This window comes from Pseudomonas cerasi, from assembly GCF_900074915.1.
Classification (GTDB): domain Bacteria; phylum Pseudomonadota; class Gammaproteobacteria; order Pseudomonadales; family Pseudomonadaceae; genus Aquipseudomonas; species Aquipseudomonas cerasi.
The window spans coordinates 317,029-336,634 of sequence record NZ_LT222319.1 but is presented as its reverse complement, the minus strand read 5'-3'; the positions used below and the strand labels follow the sequence as shown (position 1 = coordinate 336,634).

16 protein-coding genes are annotated in these 19,606 nt (G+C 61.7%); 9 read left to right on the top strand and 7 right to left on the bottom strand.

The features are described from left to right. Positions 1-57: 57 nt before the first annotated feature. The 7 genes from PCPL58_RS04020 (at position 58) to hutG (ending at position 8,404) form a co-directional block, all read left to right on the top strand. A complete protein-coding gene (locus PCPL58_RS04020) occupies positions 58-909 on the top strand; it encodes an ABC transporter permease (protein WP_003343849.1) in 852 nt (283 codons plus the stop codon). After that, positions 906-1,736, top strand: coding sequence for a quaternary amine ABC transporter ATP-binding protein (locus PCPL58_RS04015; protein WP_003432397.1), 831 nt, complete (start codon positions 906-908; stop codon positions 1,734-1,736). The genes PCPL58_RS04020 and PCPL58_RS04015 overlap by 4 nt, the downstream gene beginning before the upstream one ends. A 12-nt stretch (positions 1,737-1,748) precedes the next feature. Then, entirely contained in the window at positions 1,749-3,290 is a 1,542-nt protein-coding gene (locus PCPL58_RS04010; protein WP_065348863.1) for an HAL/PAL/TAL family ammonia-lyase, read from the top strand. A 54-nt stretch (positions 3,291-3,344) separates the two neighbouring features. Continuing rightward, complete coding sequence (gene hutH / locus PCPL58_RS04005; RefSeq protein ID WP_065348862.1) at positions 3,345-4,892, top strand: histidine ammonia-lyase; 1,548 nt, start codon at positions 3,345-3,347, stop codon at positions 4,890-4,892. 102 nt (positions 4,893-4,994) lie between these two features. Then, entirely contained in the window at positions 4,995-6,371 is a 1,377-nt protein-coding gene (locus PCPL58_RS04000; RefSeq protein ID WP_003432387.1) for an amino acid permease, read from the top strand. A gap of 15 nt (positions 6,372-6,386) precedes the next feature. Further along, entirely contained in the window at positions 6,387-7,592 is a 1,206-nt protein-coding gene (hutI, locus tag PCPL58_RS03995; protein WP_065348861.1) for an imidazolonepropionase, read from the top strand. Between the two features lie 11 nt (positions 7,593-7,603). After that, positions 7,604-8,404: an N-formylglutamate deformylase gene (gene hutG, locus PCPL58_RS03990; RefSeq protein WP_065348860.1), complete on the top strand. Its 801-nt coding sequence runs from the start codon at positions 7,604-7,606 to the stop codon at positions 8,402-8,404. Between the two features lie 157 nt (positions 8,405-8,561). Here hutG and PCPL58_RS03985 read toward each other — a convergent pair whose 3' ends face one another. Next, a complete protein-coding gene (locus tag PCPL58_RS03985) occupies positions 8,562-10,820 on the bottom strand; it encodes a heavy metal translocating P-type ATPase (protein ID WP_065348859.1) in 2,259 nt (752 codons plus the stop codon). 86 nt (positions 10,821-10,906) lie between these two features. Here PCPL58_RS03985 and cadR point away from each other — a divergent pair, with 86 nt between their 5' ends. Beyond that, positions 10,907-11,353 carry a Cd(II)/Pb(II)-responsive transcriptional regulator gene (cadR, locus tag PCPL58_RS03980; protein WP_010434512.1) on the top strand — a complete coding sequence of 149 codons (447 nt, stop codon included), beginning with the start codon at positions 10,907-10,909 and terminating at the stop codon, positions 11,351-11,353. Between the two features lie 61 nt (positions 11,354-11,414). On the opposite strand, the gene PCPL58_RS03975 is transcribed toward cadR, so the two are convergent. From PCPL58_RS03975 to PCPL58_RS03960, 4 genes are all read right to left on the bottom strand, one after another. Beyond that, positions 11,415-12,386, bottom strand: a complete 972-nt coding sequence (locus PCPL58_RS03975) for a thymidylate synthase (protein WP_065348858.1) — start codon at positions 12,384-12,386, stop codon at positions 11,415-11,417. Between the two features lie 52 nt (positions 12,387-12,438). Further along, positions 12,439-13,251, bottom strand: coding sequence for a prolipoprotein diacylglyceryl transferase (gene lgt, locus PCPL58_RS03970; RefSeq protein ID WP_003432384.1), 813 nt, complete (start codon positions 13,249-13,251; stop codon positions 12,439-12,441). Between the two features lie 374 nt (positions 13,252-13,625). Further along, positions 13,626-15,905 (bottom strand): phosphoenolpyruvate--protein phosphotransferase, encoded by a 2,280-nt coding sequence (ptsP, locus tag PCPL58_RS03965; RefSeq protein ID WP_002555744.1) that lies wholly within the window; start codon positions 15,903-15,905, stop codon positions 13,626-13,628. Positions 15,906-15,926: 21 nt separating this feature from the next. Further along, complete coding sequence (locus PCPL58_RS03960) at positions 15,927-16,406, bottom strand: RNA pyrophosphohydrolase (RefSeq protein WP_002555745.1); 480 nt, start codon at positions 16,404-16,406, stop codon at positions 15,927-15,929. A gap of 142 nt (positions 16,407-16,548) precedes the next feature. Here PCPL58_RS03960 and PCPL58_RS03955 point away from each other — a divergent pair, with 142 nt between their 5' ends. Continuing rightward, positions 16,549-17,205: a histidinol-phosphatase gene (locus tag PCPL58_RS03955; protein ID WP_065348857.1), complete on the top strand. Its 657-nt coding sequence runs from the start codon at positions 16,549-16,551 to the stop codon at positions 17,203-17,205. 13 nt (positions 17,206-17,218) lie between these two features. Here PCPL58_RS03955 and PCPL58_RS03950 read toward each other — a convergent pair whose 3' ends face one another. After that, positions 17,219-17,647 carry a DUF2269 family protein gene (locus PCPL58_RS03950; protein WP_065348856.1) on the bottom strand — a complete coding sequence of 143 codons (429 nt, stop codon included), beginning with the start codon at positions 17,645-17,647 and terminating at the stop codon, positions 17,219-17,221. Positions 17,648-17,934: 287 nt separating this feature from the next. Continuing rightward, positions 17,935-19,449 (bottom strand): threonine ammonia-lyase, biosynthetic, encoded by a 1,515-nt coding sequence (gene ilvA / locus PCPL58_RS03945; RefSeq protein WP_060708400.1) that lies wholly within the window; start codon positions 19,447-19,449, stop codon positions 17,935-17,937. Between the last annotated feature and the right edge of the window lie 157 nt (positions 19,450-19,606).

Genomic DNA, 19,606 nt, shown 5'->3' with positions numbered 1-19,606 from the left:
ACTGTAAGGTTCGACAGCCCCGTCGTTGACCCGACACACCTCATTTGAGAGCCGCTTATGTTTCCTGAAAGCTTCACTTTCTCGATCGCCAACTGGGTCAACGATGGCGTCGACTCACTGGTCACGCAGTACGGCGATGTGTTCCGGCACATTTCCGACACCCTGCTATGGGCCATTGTCAACCTCGAAGGCCTGCTGCGCATGGCGCCGTGGTGGCTGATGCTGATGATCGTCGGCGGTATTGCCTGGCACGCGACACGCAAGATCGTCACGACGCTGGTCATCGTCGGCCTGCTGTTTCTGGTCGGTGCGGTCGGGTTGTGGGACAAGCTGATGCAGACGCTGGCGCTGATGCTGGTCGCCACGATCATCGCGGTGCTGATCGGCATTCCGCTGGGCATCCTCTCGGCACGCAGCAATCGGCTGCGCTCGGTGCTGATGCCGCTGCTGGACATCATGCAGACCATGCCCAGCTTCGTGTACCTGATCCCGGTGCTGATGCTGTTCGGTCTGGGCAAGGTGCCGGCGATCTTCGCCACCGTAATTTACGCCGCACCGCCGCTGATTCGTCTGACCGATCTGGGCATTCGTCAGGTGGATGGTGAAGTGATGGAAGCCATCAACGCGTTCGGCGCCAATCGCTGGCAGCAACTGTTCGGCGTGCAACTGCCGCTGGCGATGCCGAGCATCATGGCCGGTATCAACCAGACCACCATGATGGCGCTGTCGATGGTGGTGATCGCCTCGATGATCGGCGCACGCGGGCTTGGCGAAGACGTGCTGGTGGGCATTCAGACCCTCAACGTCGGGCGCGGGCTGGAAGCGGGCCTGGCCATTGTCATTCTGGCGGTCGTCATCGACCGTATCACGCAGGCCTATGGCCGCCCACGGCATGAGGCGCACAAATGAGCAGCGTGGAACCGAACAAAATCGTCGTCAAAAACGTATTCAAGATCTTCGGCAACCGCTCGAAAGAAGCGCTGGAGTTGATCAGGCAAAACCAGAGCAAGGACCAGGTGCTGGCCCAGACCGGCTGTGTGGTCGGGGTCAACGACCTGTCGCTGTCGATCGGCAGCGGCGAAATCTTCGTCATCATGGGCCTCTCCGGCTCGGGAAAATCGACGCTGGTGCGTCATTTCAACCGGCTGATCGACCCCACCAGCGGCGAGATTCTGGTCGATGGCGAAGACATCCTGCGTTACGACATGGAGGCGTTGCGCCAATTCCGCCGGCACAAGATCAGCATGGTGTTCCAGAGCTTCGGCCTGCTGCCGCACAAGACCGTGCTGGCCAACGTGGCCTACGGCCTGACCGTGCGTGGCGAGAGCAAGGCGCTGTGTCAGGAACGCGCGCTGCACTGGATCACCACCGTAGGCCTCAAGGGCTATGAGAACAAATACCCGCACCAGCTTTCTGGCGGCATGCGTCAGCGTGTGGGTCTGGCCCGCGCGCTGGCGGCCGACACCGACATCATTCTGATGGACGAAGCATTCAGCGCCCTCGACCCGTTGATCCGCGCCGAGATGCAGGACCAGTTGCTGGAGCTGCAAGCCAGCCTGCACAAGACCATCGTGTTCATTACCCACGATCTGGACGAGGCCGTGCGCATCGGCAATCGCATCGCGATCCTCAAGGATGGTCGATTGATTCAGGTCGGTACGCCGAAAGAAATTCTCCACTCGCCCGCCGACGATTACGTGGATCGTTTCGTTCAGCGTCGCGTAGCCACCCTTTAAGGACCGTTGCAGATGTCGCGAGCAGAACAGATCGTCATCGGTGAAGCACCTGCAGGCTGGCAGGACGTGGTCGCCGTGGCCCGGCATGGCGCAAGACTGGTCCTGTCGGATGCTGCCTGGGCACGGATCGACAACGCTCAGGCCATCGTGCAGCGCATCGTCGTCAGCGGCGAGCGCGCCTATGGCGTGAACACCGGGCTCGGCGCGCTGTGCAATGTGTCACTGCAAGGCGAACAGCTCAGTCGCCTGTCGCGCAATACCCTGCTCAGCCATGCCTGCGGCGTCGGTGCGCCACTGGCCGACGAGCAGACCCGCGCAATCATCTGCGCCGCGATTCTCAACTACAGTCAGGGCAAGTCCGGCATTCACCGGCAAGTGGTCGAAGCGCTACTGGCCCTGCTCAACCGGGGCATCACGCCGCAAGTACCGGCGCAGGGCTCGGTGGGTTACCTGACGCACATGGCGCACGTCGGCGTCGCGTTGCTGGGCATCGGCCAGGTCAGCTATCGCGGGCAGATCGTCCCGGCTGAGCAGGCCTTGAACGAAGAAGGTCTGGCTCCGGTCATCCTCGGCGCCAAGGACGGATTGTGCCTGGTCAACGGCACACCGTGCATGACCGGCCTGAGCTGTCTGGCCATCGCCGACGCCGAGCGTCTGAGCCAGTGGGCCGACGTGATCGGCGCGATGAGCTTCGAAGCCCTGCGCGGCCAGCTGGACGCGTTCGATGCAAGCATCCTCGCCCTCAAGCCGCATCCGGGCATGCAACAGGTGGGCAAGAACCTGCGCACGTTACTGGCAGGCAGCGAAGTGCTCGCCAGCAGCGAAGGCATTCGGACCCAGGATGCGCTGAGTATTCGTTCGATTCCCCAGGTGCATGGCGCCACCCGCGACCAGTTGGCTCACGCCACTCGCCAGGTCGAGATCGAGCTCAATTCAGTCACCGATAACCCGCTGCTGCTCGGCACGCCCGACGCTTTCCGAGTGGTGTCCCAGGCCAATCCACACGGCCAGTCGGTGGCCATGGCGGCAGACCTGCTGTGCATGGCGATGGCCGAGCTGGGCTCGATCGCCGAACGGCGCCTGGACCGCCTGATCAACCCGATGGTCAGCGGCCTGCCGGCGTTTCTGGTCACCCAGCCGGGGGTCAACTCGGGAATGATGATCGTCCAGTACGTCGCCGCTTCGCTGTGCGCGGAAAACCGCCAGATGGCGCAGCCGGCTGTGGTCGACAACTACGTGACCTCCGGCCTGCAGGAGGATCACCTGAGCCTGGGCACCAGCGCCGCGCTCAAGCTGCACAAGGTGCTGGGCAATACCACGCAGATTCTGGCCATCGAGTATTTGCTCGCGGCCCAGGCATTCGAATTTCTCAAGACACAGGGTTTTGGCGTGGGCACCGGTGCCGCGTGGCGACTGCTGCGCGAGCGCATCCCGGCCTACGACGAAGACCGCTGGCTGGCTCCGGACATCGCCAGCAGCGCGGCCCTGATCAAAGACGAAGCGTCGCTGGAAAGGATTTTCCAGCACTGCCGTAACAACGCGGCAGGCCTATAAAAACAGCGTATGGCCACCAGCCGTCGCTGACATTCATCAAGGAGTAGCAGCATCGTGACCACCTTATCTGCCAAGACGCTGAACCTGATCCCCGGCAAACTGACCCTGGCGCAACTGCGCGGTATTTATCTGCAGCCGGTCAGCCTGACGCTGGACAGCAGCGCAGACCAGCAGATCGACGACAGCGTCGCCTGTGTCGAGCGCATTCTGGCCGAGAACCGCACCGCCTACGGCATCAACACCGGGTTCGGTCTGCTGGCTTCGACGCGGATTGCCAGCGAAGACCTGGAAAACCTGCAGCGTTCGCTGGTGCTGTCGCATGCGGCCGGTGTCGGTCAGCCGATCAGCGATGAGCTGGTGCGTCTGATCATGGTGCTCAAGGTCAACAGCCTGAGCCGCGGCTTCTCGGGCATTCGGCGAGTGGTCATCGACGCCCTGATTGCGCTGATCAATGCCGAGGTCTACCCGCATATTCCGCTCAAGGGCTCGGTCGGTGCTTCCGGCGACCTTGCACCGCTGGCGCACATGTCGCTGGTGCTGCTGGGCGAAGGCAAGGCGCGCTACAAGGGCGAATGGCTGAACGACGTCGATGCGCTGGCGGCTGCCGGGCTGCAACCGCTGACCCTGGCAGCCAAGGAAGGGCTGGCACTGCTCAACGGTACGCAAGTGTCTACCGCCTACGCATTGCGCGGCCTGTTCGAAGGCGAAGACCTGTTCGCTGCAGCCCTGACCTGCGGCTCGCTGACGGTTGAAGCCGTGCTCGGCTCGCGCTCGCCCTTCGACGCGCGCATTCATGCCGCACGCGGTCAGCGCGGGCAGATCGACGCGGCAGCCTGCTACCGTGACCTGCTGGGCGAAAGCAGCGGCGTGTCCGAGTCGCACCGCAACTGCGACAAGGTTCAGGACCCCTACTCGTTGCGCTGCCAGCCACAGGTCATGGGCGCGTGTCTGACCCAACTGCGTCAGGCCGCCGAGGTGCTGGAAATCGAAGCCAACGCGGTGTCCGACAACCCGCTGGTGTTCGCCGCCGAGAACGACGTCATATCCGGTGGTAATTTTCACGCCGAGCCGGTCGCCATGGCGGCGGACAACCTCGCGCTGGCCATTGCCGAGATCGGCTCGCTCAGCGAACGTCGCATTTCGCTGATGATGGACAAGCACATGTCGCAGCTGCCGCCCTTCCTGGTGGCCAACGGCGGCGTCAATTCCGGGTTCATGATCGCGCAGGTGACCGCCGCCGCGCTGGCCAGTGAAAACAAGGCATTGGCCCATCCGCACAGTGTCGACAGCCTGCCGACCTCGGCCAATCAGGAAGACCATGTGTCGATGGCCCCGGCCGCCGGCAAGCGCTTATGGGAAATGGCAGAAAACGTTCGCGGGATTCTTGCCGTAGAATGGTTGGCTGCCTGCCAGGGTCTGGACTTGCGTGAGGGTCTGAAAACCTCTCCGAAGCTGGAGCAAGCCCGCAGCCTGTTGCGCAGCAAGGTCCCGTTCTATGAAAAGGACCGCTTTTTTGCACCGGACATCGAAGCTGCCAGTCAGCTGTTGTCCTCCACTTGCCTGAACCCGTTGGTTCCTGCACGTCTGCTACCCAGTCTGTGATGCACCGCGAGCCTGGCAGGGCTCGCTTTGGTCATCGCTGCGGGAGGCCGGATGCAGGCGTTCTCGCGGCTTTTGCCATACCTGTAATGAAATGGACCTGAAATGACGTCACAAGATGGTTTGAAACGCGGGTTATCCGCCCGCCACATCCGCTTCATGGCCCTGGGCTCTGCCATCGGCACAGGGTTGTTCTACGGCTCGGCCTCGGCGATTCAACAGGCCGGGCCTGCCGTACTGCTGGCGTACCTGATCGGCGGCGCGGCGGTGTACATGGTGATGCGCGCGCTCGGCGAAATGGCGGTCCACGACCCGGTGTCCGGTTCGTTCAGCCATTACGCCACGCGCTACATGGGCCCGCTGGCCGGCTTCGTGCTCGGCTGGACCTACGCGTTCGAAATGATCATCGTCTGCCTCGCCGACGTGACCGCATTCGGCATCTACATGGGCTTCTGGTTTCCGGAAGTACCCCGCTGGATCTGGGTGCTGGGCATCGTCTTTCTGATCGGCGCGCTCAACCTGTGCAACGTAAAAGTCTTTGGTGAAACCGAGTTCTGGCTGTCGATCCTCAAGGTCAGCGCCATCGTGGCGATGATCGTTGCAGGCTTCGGCATCATGATCTTCGGTATCGGCAGCTCGACCAGCGGCACCGAAATCGGCATCAGCAACCTGTGGGCACACGGCGGCTTCATGCCCAACGGTGTCACCGGTCTGATCGCCTCGTTCGCGGTGGTGATGTTTGCCTTCGGCGGTATTGAAATCATCGGCATTACCGCAGGCGAAGCGAAGGACCCGCAACGCAGCCTGCCGCAGGCGATCAATGCCGTACCGCTGCGCATTCTGCTGTTCTACGTGCTGACACTGTTTGTGCTGATGTGCATCTACCCGTGGCCGCAGATCGGCACGCAGGGCAGCCCGTTCGTGCAGATTTTCGACAACCTGGGTATCGCTTCGGCGGCGACCATCCTCAACATCGTGGTGATCTCGGCGGCCGTATCGGCCATCAACAGCGACATCTTCGGCGCAGGCCGCATGATGTATGGCCTGGCCCGTGATGGTCAGGCGCCCGCCAGTTTTGCCCGCGTTTCACGCCATGGCGTGCCGTGGATGACCGTGCTGGTCATGGGCATCGCATTGCTGGGCGGCGTGCTGCTCAACTACCTGATCCCCAAGGATGTGTTCCTGCTGATCGCGTCGCTGGCCACCTTCGCCACCGTGTGGGTCTGGCTGATGATTCTGCTGACGCAGGTCGCCATGCGCCGCTCGATGCACCGCGAGGAAGCGGCACAGCTGAAATTCGCCGTGCCGTTCTGGCCTTACGGGCCTGCGGCCGCCATCGCCTTCATGCTGTTCATCTTCGGCGTGCTGGGCTATTTCCCGGACAACCGTGCAGCCTTGATCGTCGGCGCAATCTGGATCGTGCTGCTGCTCATCGCCTACGCTGTGTGGGTCAAGCCCAAGGCGCTCAACAACACTCATTGATCAACGAGGCCTGGAATGAAAACGCTCTGGAAAAACTGTCACATCGCAAGCATGGCGCACGGCAAATACTCGATCATCGAGCATGCCGCCATCGTGACCTCCGGAGCGCTCATCGAGTGGATCGGGCCTCAGGCCGAGCTGGCCGAGCCGGAACATGACAACTGCATCGATCTGGGCGGTGCATGGGTCACGCCCGGCCTGATCGACTGTCACACCCATACGGTGTTCGGCGGCAACCGCAGCGGCGAGTTCGAACAGCGTCTGCAGGGCGTCAGCTACGCAGAAATAGCGGCAGCGGGCGGCGGTATTGCCAGCACGGTGCGTGCGACTCGCGCCGCCAGTGAAGATGAGCTGTACGCCAGTGCCGAGCGCCGCTTGCGGCACTTGCTCAAGGACGGCGTCACGACCGTCGAGATGAAGTCGGGCTACGGGCTGGACCTGGAAAACGAGCGCAAGATCCTGCGGGTGATTCGTCGTCTGGGCAACACCCAGTCAGTCACCGTGCGTGCCACCTGCCTGGCCGCCCATGCGCTGCCGCCGGAATACGCCGATCGCGCCGACGATTACATCAACCACATCTGCAACGACATGCTCCCGGCGCTGGCAGCCGAAGGGCTGGTCGATGCGGTGGATGCTTTCTGTGAATACCTGGCGTTTTCACCTGCGCAGGTCGGGCAAGTGTTCATCACCGCAGGGCAGTTGGCACTGCCGGTCAAACTGCATGCCGAGCAGCTGTCGTCATTGGGTGGATCGAGCCTGGCAGCGCGCTACAAGGCGCTGTCGGCGGATCATCTGGAGTTCATGACCGAGGACGACGCCATCGCCATGGCGGCTGCCGGAACCGTCGCGGTGCTGCTGCCGGGGGCGTTTTACTTCCTGCGTGAAACGCAACTGCCGCCGATGGACGCGCTGCGCAAGCACGGCGTGCCGATTGCGATTTCCACCGACCTCAACCCTGGCACCTCGCCGGGCCTGTCATTGCGCCTGATGCTGAACATGGCCTGCACCCTGTTTCGCATGACGCCCGAAGAAGCACTGGCGGGGGTGACGTTCAATGCCGCCAGGGCGTTGGGCATGAGCGCGACCCACGGCTCGCTGGAGGTCGGCAAGGTGGCGGATTTCGTCGCCTGGAACATTGAACGGCCGGCTGATCTGGCCTACTGGCTGGGCGGCGATCTGGACAAACGTATCGTGCGCCATGGCGTCGAATCATCGATCTGAAGGAGAGCCCTGTGGATAACGTTCTGACATTCAAGCGTGGCCGTATTCCGCTGCTGATCAGCATGCCGCATGCCGGTCTGAAACTGACCCCGGTGGTCGAAGCCGCACTGGTGGACGAAGCCTTGAGCCTGCCGGACACCGACTGGCACATTCCGCGTTTGTATGACTTCGCCGCTGAATTGGGCGCCAGCACCCTGGCCGCCGAATACTCGCGCTTTGTCATCGACCTCAACAGGCCGTCTGACGACAAGCCCATGTACGCCGGTGCGACCACCGGCCTGTTTCCATCGATCCTGTTCGACGGAGTACCACTGTTCAAAGACGGCCAGACGCCCAGCGCAGAGGAACGAGCGCGGTATCTGCAACAGATCTGGACGCCGTATCACCAGACGCTGGAGCAGGAACTGCAGCGCATGCGTGACGAGTTTGGTTATGCGCTACTGTTCGACGCCCACTCGATTCGCGGCCACATCCCGCACCTGTTCGACGGCCGCCTGCCGGACTTCAACCTGGGCACCTTCAATGGTCTGAGCTGCGACCCGGAACTGGCCAGCCGACTGGAGCAGGTCTGCGCAGCGGCCAAGGACTACAGCCATGTGTTGAACGGGCGCTTCAAGGGCGGCCACATCACCCGCCACTACGGCAGCCCGGCCAACAACATCCACGCGGTACAGCTGGAGCTGGCGCAAAGCACCTATATGGACGAATTCGTGCCCTTCCACTACCGCCCGGACCTGGCCGAGCCGACCCGCGCCGTGCTCAAGCCACTGCTGGAAACCTTCATCGCCTGGGGCCAGGAGCGCTTTGGCTGATGAAGGCGGACGCAGAGCGTCCAGAAAGGCGCTACCACGCGGAGCGTGGGAGCGATAGCCAGTGATCGAAGCCGGTGGCCATGATTATCGTTCCCATGCTCCGCGTGGGAATGCCGTTCCGGACGCTCCGCGTCCGCCCTTCAACGTTGCCGACTGATCACTTCTTGAGCAAGCGCAAACCGTTGAACACCACCAGCAAGCTCACGCCCATATCGGCAAACACCGCCATCCACATGGTCGCCAGGCCCGCGAAGGTGATGCCGATGAACAGCACCTTGGTCGCAATGGCCAACACGATGTTCTGTTTCAGCACCGCCGACGTCCGGCGTGAAAGCGCAATGAATGTTGGAATCTTGCGCAGATCATCGTCCATCAGGGCGACATCTGCTGTCTCGATAGCCGTATCGGTGCCTGCAGCGGCCATCGCGAAACCAATCTCCGCACGGGCCAGCGCAGGGGCATCATTGATACCGTCGCCCACCATGCCTACCCGGTGATTACGGCCGTAAAGCGCCTCGATCGCACTGAGCTTGTCGGCAGGCAGCAGATTACCCTGCGCTTCATCGATGCCGACCTGATCGGCAATCGCCTTGGCGGTGTGCGGGTTATCACCGGTCAGCATGACCGTCTTGATGCCCAGATCGTGCAACTGGGCAATGGCTTCGCGGCTGGTCTCCTTCACCGTATCGGCGACGGCAAACAGCGCGATCGGGCCAGAGGCATCAAGCAACAGCACCACGGTCTTGCCCTGCATTTCCAGCGCATCGAGTCTGGCTTCCAGCTCCGGCGAACACAGGCCCAACTCCTCCACCAGGCGATGGTTGCCCAGGTGATACATCTGGCCGTTGATCTCGCCTTTCACACCCCGCCCACCCAGCGCCTCGAACGCGCTGACTTCATGCAGCGTCAGGCTGCCATCGGCGGCCTTGGCAATCGCTTGGGAAACCGGGTGATCTGAACGCCCGGCAAGGCTCGCGGCAATCACCGGGGCACTGTCGGCAACAGCAGGGTTCAATGGCACATAATCAGTCTGCACCGGTTTGCCGTGGGTCAACGTGCCGGTTTTATCCAAGGCCAGGTAATCGAGCTTCTCGCCCATTTCCAGATAGACGCCACCCTTGATCAAAATCCCCTTGCGCGCCGCCGCTGCCAGACCGCTGACGATGGTCACCGGCGTGGAAATCACCAGCGCACATGGGCAGGCCACCACCAGCAGCACCAGCGCCCGGTAGATCCAGTCATACCATTCGCCGCCGAAGAACAGCGGCGCGACCAACGCCAATGCCAACGCAACGACGAACACCACTGGCGTATAGATACGGGAAAAGCTGTCGACAAAGCGCTGGGTCGGCGCACGCGAACCCTGAGCCGCTTCTACCGCATGAATGATGCGCGCCAGCGTCGAGTTGTTTGCGGCGGCGGTGACGCGATACTCCAGCGAACCGGCCTGGTTGATGGTGCCCGCGAAAACCTTGTCGCCGACAGTCTTTTCCACCGGCAGGCTTTCACCGGTAATCGATGCCTGATCGATCGTCGAGCTGCCGGACACCACTTTACCGTCGAGCCCGACACGCTCGCCCGGCTTGATCCGGACGATAGCCTCCAGTTCGACGTTTTTGGCTTCGATTTCCTGCCAGCTGCCATCCGCCTGCTTGACGGTGGCAAGCTCAGGCGTCAGTTGCATCAGGCCACTGATCGCATTGCGCGCGCGGTCCAGTGACTTGGCTTCGATCAACTCGGCGATGGTAAACAGGAACATCACCATTGCCGCTTCCGGCCACTGACCGATCAGAATGGCGCCGGTCACCGCGATGCTCATCAGCGCATTGATGTTCAGGTTGAAGTTCTTGAGTGCGATCCAGCCCTTCTTGTAGGTCGTCAGCCCGCAACTGAAGATCGACACCAGCGCCAGCAAAGCAACCACCCAAGTCGGGCCGAGTGAAGCAAAATGGACCACTTCTGCACCCAGCGCCGCAACGCCGGACAACGCCAGCGGCCACCAGTGTTTCTTCACCACCGGCGCCGAGTCGGCAGACGCTGCACCTTCCTCGATCGGCTCGGCCTGCATGCCCAGTGAACTGATAGCCTCACGAATCGGGTCGGTGGACGGCAGGTCGTGCCAGACCCCCAGCATGCGGTTGATCAGGTTGAATTCCAGCTTCTGCACACCGGCCAGCTTGCCCAGCTTGTTCTGGATCAGCGTCTGCTCGGTGGGGCAATCCATCGCCTCGATACGAAAGCTGCTCAGACGACCACCCGCTGCAGACGCTTCGCCAAAGGTCACTACAGCGGGCTGTGCATCGCTGGAGCAGCACGAATGGGCATGCTCCACGGGCTTTTGCTCGTGTGCGTGCTCGCCGTGATCATGGTCATGATCGTGGTCATGTGCGGGGGAATTCTTGATCGTCGTGCCCATTCGTTGTGGCTCCAGGATTCTGCTTGTTGCCAAGTGAACACCCTGTAGCCACTATAGGGTCAAGCACTCAAACGAGATGAGTCGAAATGAAAATCGGCGAACTGGCAAAACTGACCGACACCCAGGTCGAAACCATCCGTTATTACGAACGCGAAGGCCTGCTGCCCGCCCCCGCCCGCAGTGACGGCAATTACCGGCTGTATACCCAGGCGCACATGGAGCGCCTGTCGTTCATCCGCAATTGCCGCAGCCTGGACATGACCCTCGAAGAAATCCGCAACCTGCTCAACCTGCGCGACAGCCCGCAGGACCAGTGCGAAAACGTCAACGCCCTGATCGACGAACACATCGAACACGTCAACGCCCGAGTCGCAAGCCTGCAAGCGCTCCAGGAACAACTGCTCGACCTGCGCCGCCGCTGCAGCGATGGCACGACAGAACATTGCGCGATACTGGAGAGGCTGGAAGTGACGGGGGCTGTGGCAGCGCCAGAGGGCGAGCCTTCACATGTGGGGAGGAGTCATGGGCATTGAGAGGGGTTTGACACCTCTCGTTCCTCAGGCGGGAACGAGAAGGTCATAGCGCGAAGCCCTCTTAGACCGCCATCGGCGCCGTCATTGCCGGGTGGTGCTGGTAGCCTTCCAGGGTGAAGTCCGAAGGCTCGATCAGTTCCAGCCATTCAGGCTGGTACACACCGGTCTTGGCAAACTCGGGTACACGATCGGAGATGACCAGTTTCGGCATCGGGTACGGCTCGCGGGTCATCTGTTCGTTGAGCATGTCCAGATGGTTTTCGTACACGTGGGCGTCGCCGATGAAGTAGGTGAACCAGCGTGGGGTGTAGCCGGTCAGGCGGCCGATCAGGCTCAGCAGCGCGGCGCCTTCGGTCAGGTTGAACGGCGTGCCGAGGCCCAGATCGTTGGAGCGGATGTACAGCGTCAGCGAGATTTCGCGGGTCTGCGGGTTCGGGTGCAGTTGGTACAGCAGGTGGCACGGCGGCAGGGCCATTTCATCGAGCTGTGCGCAGTTCCAGCCGTGGAACAGGATGCGGCGGCTGCCTGGGTCGTTGATGATGGTGTCGACGCACTGGCGAATCTGGTCGATGGCCTTGTACAGGACCACGAACGACTGACCGTCTTCTTCGGATTCGGCAATCTGACGATACCCCTGGCCCAGCGCCAGTTCGATGGCCGCGACATTGCCGGCATCGATACGCTTGTAGGCTGGCCACTTGCGCCATTGCACGCCATAGATTTCGCCCAGATCGTCCTCGCCCTTGCGGAACGGGTTGTTCAGCCACTGAGTGTTTTCGTTGGCGTTCTGATCCCAGACCTTGCAGCCCAGTTCGCGGAATTCGGCGGCGTTGTTCACGCCACGCAGAAAGCCGACCATCTCGCCGATGGCCGATTTGAAGGCCATGCGCCGTGTGGTGATCGCCGGAAAACCTTCCTGCAAGTCATAACGCAGCATCGCACCCGGAAAGCTGATGGTGTTCACGCCGGTACGGTTGGCTTGCAAGGTCCCGTGCTTGATCACATGAGCGACCAGTTCCAGATATTGCTTCATAAATCACCTGCCTTGTTGAACGCGCCGGGTGCTGACACCCGGCGTTTCGGTATTAAGCCGCTGCCTTGCTGGCAGACGGTTCGCGCTTGTAGGCCAGCCAGATCAGGAACAGGCCGGCGATGATCATCGGCAGGCTGAGGATCTGACCCATGGTCACCCAGCCCCATGCCAGGTAGCCCAACTGGGCGTCAGGGACGCGGACGAACTCGACCACAAAGCGGAAGATCCCGTAAAACAGCGCAAACATGCCGGAAACGGCCATGGTTGGACGCGGCTTGCGGGCGTACAGATTGAGGATGATGAACAGCGCAACGCCTTCCAACGCGAACTGATACAGCTGCGAAGGATGACGCGCCAGTTGCGCAGGGTCGCTGAACGGCGGAAAGACCATGGCCCACGGCACGTCGGTCGGCTTGCCCCACAGCTCGGCATTGATGAAGTTGCCGATACGCCCGGCACCCAGGCCGATCGGCACCAGCGGAGCAACGAAGTCCATCAGCTGGAAGAAGCTTTTGCCGTTGCGTTTGCCAAACCACCAGGCCGCGATCATCACGCCGACAAAGCCGCCGTGGAACGCCATACCACCCTTCCAGACTTCGAAGATCAGCAGCGGGTTGGCGATGTAGGCCGACAGGTCGTAGAACAGCACGTAGCCCAGCCGCCCACCGACAATCACGCCCATGGCCAGCCAGAAAATCAGGTCGGAGAGTTTTTCCTTGGTCCAGGTCGGGTCGAACTTGTTCAGGCGACGCGACGCAAGCAGCCAGGCGCCGCCGATACCGACCAGGTACATCAAACCGTACCAGTGAATTTGCAGCGGGCCGATAGCGACGGCTACCGGGTCAATCTGCGGGTAAGGCAGCATTGCGACTCCTCAATTGGAACGCCCTTGCGAGCGACTGAATCAGGCGCGCATGTTACCGGAGCCCGGCAGGATGCTCTAGCGGCGACCGATGGAAGCCGCCTGAACGAAATGAAAAAAGATACGCCTGATGTGTTCAGCCGTACGCTTAGCGCTTCCGCGCACAGCGTTATATAAAGGTCTGACCGGCCCGCCCCAAAGGTGCATGTGTACCCCCTGTGGGAGTGAGCTTGCTCACGAAGGCAGTAGCCCAAACGCCCCATTCCCCGGAGTCTGTACCGGCCTCTTGGCGAACAAACGAACGTCGACCGGCCCGCCCCAAAGGTGCATGTGTACCCCTGTGGGAGTGAGCTTGCTCACGAAAGCATTAGTAGCGCTTAGTGCCCTTTGACCGAGCTGGGGTTGATCATCCGCGACAGGCCGAGGTTTTTCAGCGCCAGTTGCAGAGAACTGCTGATGACTTGCGGGTTATCGTTGGTCATCAGTTGCGCCAGCAGTTCCTTGGCCTTGCTGAGGTTGATCTGGCGCAGCATCCACTTCACTTTCGGCAGGTTGGTGGCGTTCATCGACAGGCTGTCGAAGCCCATCGCCATCAACAGTACCGCTGCTGCCGGGTCACCCGCCATTTCGCCGCAGATGCTCACCGGCTTGCCCTCGGCGTGGGCATCACGCACCACGCTTTGCAGCGCCTGAAGCACTGCCGGGTGCAGGTAATCATAGAGATCGGCCACGCGCGGGTTGTTGCGGTCGACCGCGAGCAGGTATTGAGTCAGATCGTTGGAGCCGACCGAGAGGAAGTCCACCTGACGCGCCAGATCGCGAGTCTGGTAGACCGCGGCTGGCACTTCGATCATCACGCCCACCGGCGGCATGGGAACGTCGGTGCCTTCGTCGCGCACCTCGCCCCAGGCGCGGTGGATCAGGTGCAGCGCTTCTTCCACTTCGTGGGTGCTGGAGATCATCGGCAATAGAATGCGCAGGTTATTCAGGCCCTCGCTGGCCTTGAGCATGGCGCGGGTCTGGACCAGGAAAATTTCCGGGTGGTCGAGGGTGACGCGAATACCGCGCCAGCCGAGGAACGGGTTGTCTTCCTTGATCGGGAAGTAGGACAGCGACTTGTCGCCACCGATGTCCAGGCTACGCATGGTCACCGGCAGTGGATGGAAGGCGGCCAGTTGCTCGCGGTAGATCGCCAGCTGTTCCTTTTCACTCGGGAAGCGCTGGTTGATCATGAACGGTACTTCGGTGCGGTACAGGCCCACCCCTTCGGCGCCACGCTGTTGCGCACGCGCCACGTCCGCCAGCAGACCGGTGTTGACCCACAGCGGCATGCGATGCCCGTCGAGAGTGACGCAAGGGAGTTCGCGCAGGGCATCCAGGCCCTGGGAGAGCTGACGCTCCTCCTCCACCACCTTGCCGAACTGCTTGCGCATGATTTCGCTGGGGTTGGTGAAGACTTCGCCATGATAGCCGTCGACCACCAGATCGATGCCATCGACCTTGGAGTAAGGGAAGTCCACAAGGCCCATGACCGTGGGAATGCCCATGGCCCGCGCCAGAATCGCGACGTGGGAGTTGCCGGAACCCTGAACCGACACCAGGCCGACCAGTTTGCCTTCCGGCACTTCGCCGAGCATGGCCGGGGTCAGCTCCTCGCTGACCAGAATCGTGTTATCGGGATAGACCAGCGCCTGTTGTCGCGCCTCCTGGAGGTAAGCCAGCAGACGGCGGCCCAGGTCCTTGACGTCCGACGCCCGCTCGCGCAGGTAGGCATCGTCCATCAGCTCGAAACGTTTGACGTGCTCACTGACCACCGAGCGCAAGGCACCCTGCGCCCATTGACCGGTCTTGATGACGTCGGTCACTTCGCTGCCCAGCGAGGCGTCGTCAAGCATCATCAGGTAGACATCGAACAGCGCCCGCTCTTCGGGACGCAACTGGGTGGCCAGTTTGGCTGACAGGGTGCGCATGTCATTGCGTACGCCTTCCAGCGCGTTCTGGAACAGCGCCAGTTCAGCGGCGATGTCAGTGACGGTCTTGTCGGGGACCACTTCCAGATCGGCAGGCGGCAGCATGACCACGGCGACACCGACCGCAGCACCCGGCGAACCGGCGACACCCACGAACTTGGCTTCCTGAATGCCTTTGCCCTGACGACCCAGACCGCGGATCGAGCCGGTGGCTTCGGCATGCGCGATAACGCCCGCCAGTTGCGCGCTCATGGTGACCAGGAAGGCTTCTTCGCCCTCGTCGAACTGACGGCGCTCCTTTTGCTGGATGACCAACACGCCAACCACGCGCCGGTGGTGGATGATCGGCGCGCCCAGGAACGAGGCGTAGCGTTCCTCACCGGTCTCGGCGAAGTAGCGATAACGAGGGTGATCTGCGGCGTTTTCGAGGTTCAGCGGTTCTTCACGCGTGCCGACCAGACCAACAAGGCCTTCATTCGGCGCCATGCTGACTTTGCCGATGGAGCGCTTGTTGAGACCTTCGGAAGCCATCAGGACAAAGCGGTTGACCTCGGCATCGAGCAGGTAGACCGAGCAGACCTGGCTGCCCATGGCCTCCTTGACGCGCAACACAATAATGCCCAACGCCGCCTTGAGATCCTTGGCGGAGTTAACTTCCTGGACGATCTTGCGCAGCGTATTGAGCATGGCTCGGGGTCGAACTCCGTGTCAGTCGCGCGATAAGAGGCGCGGGGCAAGCTCTTTGAGTGCGCGTCGATACACCTCGCGCTTGAATGTCACCACCTGGCCTAACGGGTACCAATAACTGACCCAGCGCCAGCCATCGAACTCCGGTTTACCGGTCAAATCCATCCGCACCCGCTGCTCGTTGGAGATCAGGCGCAGGAGAAACCATTTTTGCTTCTGGCCGATACACAGCGGCTGGCTGTGGGTACGGACCAGTCTTTGCGGCAGACGATAGCGCAACCAGCCCCGAGTGCAGGCAAGTATTTGCACATCATGTCGTTCCAGACCGACTTCTTCATTCAATTCGCGATAAAGCGCGTCTTCCGGCGTCTCCTGCGGGTTGATACCCCCTTGAGGAAACTGCCAGGCATCCTGGTTAATACGCCGAGCCCATAGGACCTGACCAGCATCGTTTGTCAGAATAATCCCGACATTAGGACGGAAACCATCGGGGTCGATCACGGCAACAACCTCGCAAACGCATGTCGCCGCATTGTTCCACAAAGGCGATCAAACCAGCAACGAGGCTTATCACCTTATGTGAAGACTTGTGAAAACCTCGTATTCTGGGGCTCTTTTTTCAACTATTTCAGCGAGTAACCCTATGCGCCTGGCTTTATTCGACCTCGACAACACCCTTCTGGGCGGCGACAGCGATCACGCCTGGGGCGATTACCTGTGCCGGCGCGGGATCCTTGATGCCGCGACCTACAAGACCCGCAACGACGAGTTCTATCAGGATTACCTGGCCGGCACGCTGAACATGACCGACTACCTGAATTTTACCCTGGAGATTCTGGGCAACACTGACATGGCGCAGCTTGAGCAGTGGCATCGCGAGTTCATGCGCGACTGCATCGAACCAATGATGCTGCCCAAGGCGCTGGAATTGATCGCCAAACACCGAGAGGCTGGCGACAAGCTGGTGGTGATCACCGCCACCAACCGCTTTGTGACAGCACCTATCGTGGCGCAGCTGGGCATCGATACCCTGCTGGCGACCGAGTGCGAAATGGTGGATGGACGCTATACCGGTCGTACCACGGGTGTGCCCTGCTTCCGTGAAGGCAAGGTGACACGCCTCAACCAGTGGCTGGAAGACAACGCGCTCAGCCTCGAGGGCAGCTATTTCTACAGTGACTCGATGAACGACCTGCCTCTGCTGGAGCAGGTGGCCAACCCGGTCGCGGTCGATCCGGACGATAAATTGCGTGCCGAAGCCGAGCGACGCGGCTGGCCGGTGATTACCCTGCGCCACTGAGTGCTGGCAATACTCAGGCCGGTTTGAAGCCCGTCAGACCGGCCATTGCCACGAAGCACACAACGCTGATCACCGTCAGCGCCAAGGTGAAGCCGCGCTTGCCACCTTTGGCACCAAGACGCAAGCGGTTGAGCCTGGCCACCAGCCAGACCCAACTGCACAGCCCCAGGGTGTAAAGCACGCTGCTGCCCAGCACCCAGGTCTGGCCCAGTGACGGGCCTTTCAAATGCACCAGCCACCAGCCACTGAACGGCAGCGTCGCCAGGCAAACGGCCATCAACACCCAGAAAAACAGCAATGGCCGCTTGAGCAGGCGATTCTGCACGGTCGTGTCGCCTTCAAGACGCACCTTGACCACCCCGCTGGCCAACACCAGCGCGCTGATCAGCAACAACGCGATGGCGACGATGTGCAGGGTGTTAAGGGTGGTGATGGGTTCCATGACGCGGTGTTCCTCTGGAATCGGGCTTGGGTGAGTTTAGCAGTGTGGACACAAGAGCCGTGCCTTAAGCGCTATCGCGCCCGTGCTCCACGTGGGCATGCCGGTCTGGACGCTCCGCGTACTCTTGCGACGCAGAGCGTCGTGAACTGCATTCCCACGCTGGAGCGTGAGGAACGATAGTTGTCAGTCAGACCCCCATCGTGCCCATGCTCCGCGTGGGTATGCCGGTCTGGACGCTCTGCGTCCTCTTGTGACGCGGAGCGTGAGGAGCACGAGATATCCCGGCCTTAGCCCAGAAACAGCCTGTACGCCGGGTTCTCGCTCTCGTCCCAATACGGGTAACCAATCTCATCCAGCGCAGCACCGACCAGATGCCGCTCTTCCTCGGGCACCACAAGCCCGGCAACCACCCGGCCGTCAGCAGCGCCGTGGTTGCGGTAGTGGAACATGGAGATGGTCCAGCGGCCGCCCAGACGGTTGAGGAAGTTGAACAGCGCGCCCGGTCGCTCCGGGAACTCGAAGCGCAGCACCACTTCATCATTGACCCGCTCGGCATGCCCGCCAACCATGTGGCGGATGTGCAGTTTGGCCAGTTCGTTGTCGGTCAGGTCCAGCACCGGGAAGCCCTGGCCGGTCAGGCTGGCGATCAGGGCGCTGCGTGGGTCGTTCTCGGGATGGGTCTGCACGCCGACGAAGATGTGCGCCTCGCGATCGGTGTGGTAGCGGTAGTTGAATTCGGTGATCTGCCGTTTGCCGATGGCCTCGCAGAACGCCTTGAAGCTGCCCGGTTGTTCGGGGATGGTCACCGCAATGATCGCCTCGCGGCCTTCGCCCAGTTCGGCGCGCTCGGCCACGTGACGCAAGCGGTCGAAGTTGACGTTGGCCCCTGAATCAATCGCCACCAGCGTCTGGCCGCTGACGCCGCGCTGCTCGACATATTTCTTGATCCCGGCCACGCCCAGCGCGCCGGAGGGCTCGGTGATCGAACGGGTGTCGTCGTAGATGTCCTTGATCGCCGCGCAGATCTCGTCGGTGCTGACGGTGATCACTTCATCGACATAATGGCGGCACACTTCGAAGGTGTGGTGGCCGATCTGCGCCACTGCCACGCCATCGGCAAACAGTCCGACCTGGCTCAGCACCACGCGCTCCCCGGCGGCCATCGCCGCTTGCAGGCAGTTGGAGTCGTCCGGCTCGACGCCGATCACCCTGATCTCCGGGCGCAGGTATTTCACATACGCCGCGATACCGGCAATCAGACCGCCGCCCCCGACCGGAACAAAGATCGCATCCAGCTGGCCCGGTTGCTGACGAAGAATCTCCATCGCCACAGTGCCTTGCCCGGCGATGGTGTCGGGGTCGTCATACGGATGGATGTAGACGAAGCCCTGCTCATCGACCAGCTTCAGCGAGTAGGCCAGCGCTTCCGGGAAGGAATCGCCGTGCAGCACCACGGTGGCACCCCGCGAGCGCACACCTTCGACCTTGATCTCCGGCGTGGTGCGCGGCATGACGATGGTCGCCTTGATCCCCAATTCGCGTGCCGCCAACGCCAGGCCCTGGGCATGATTACCCGCCGATGCCGTCACCACGCCCCGTGCAGTCTGCTCTGCGGGCAATTGCGCGAGCTTGTTGTACGCGCCGCGAATTTTGAACGAGAACACCGGCTGCAGGTCTTCGCGCTTGAGCAGCACCTGATTGCCCAGCCGTTCGGACAGCTGGCGAGCGCCTTGCAGCGGCGTTTCGATGGCAACGTCGTAGACGCGGGAGGTGAGGATTTTCTTGACGTACTGTTCAAGCATCGGGGTGGCATCACTGACGAAGCGGGCAAGGTCGGGAAGTCTACTCTGCGCACCGAAAGACGACCATACGAATGACAGGGCTTTGCGGCGCAGTCGCCGCTATAATGCGGGCCTTTTTTGCATCCCCCTCTTCTACCTACATCAGGCACCGTGGAGC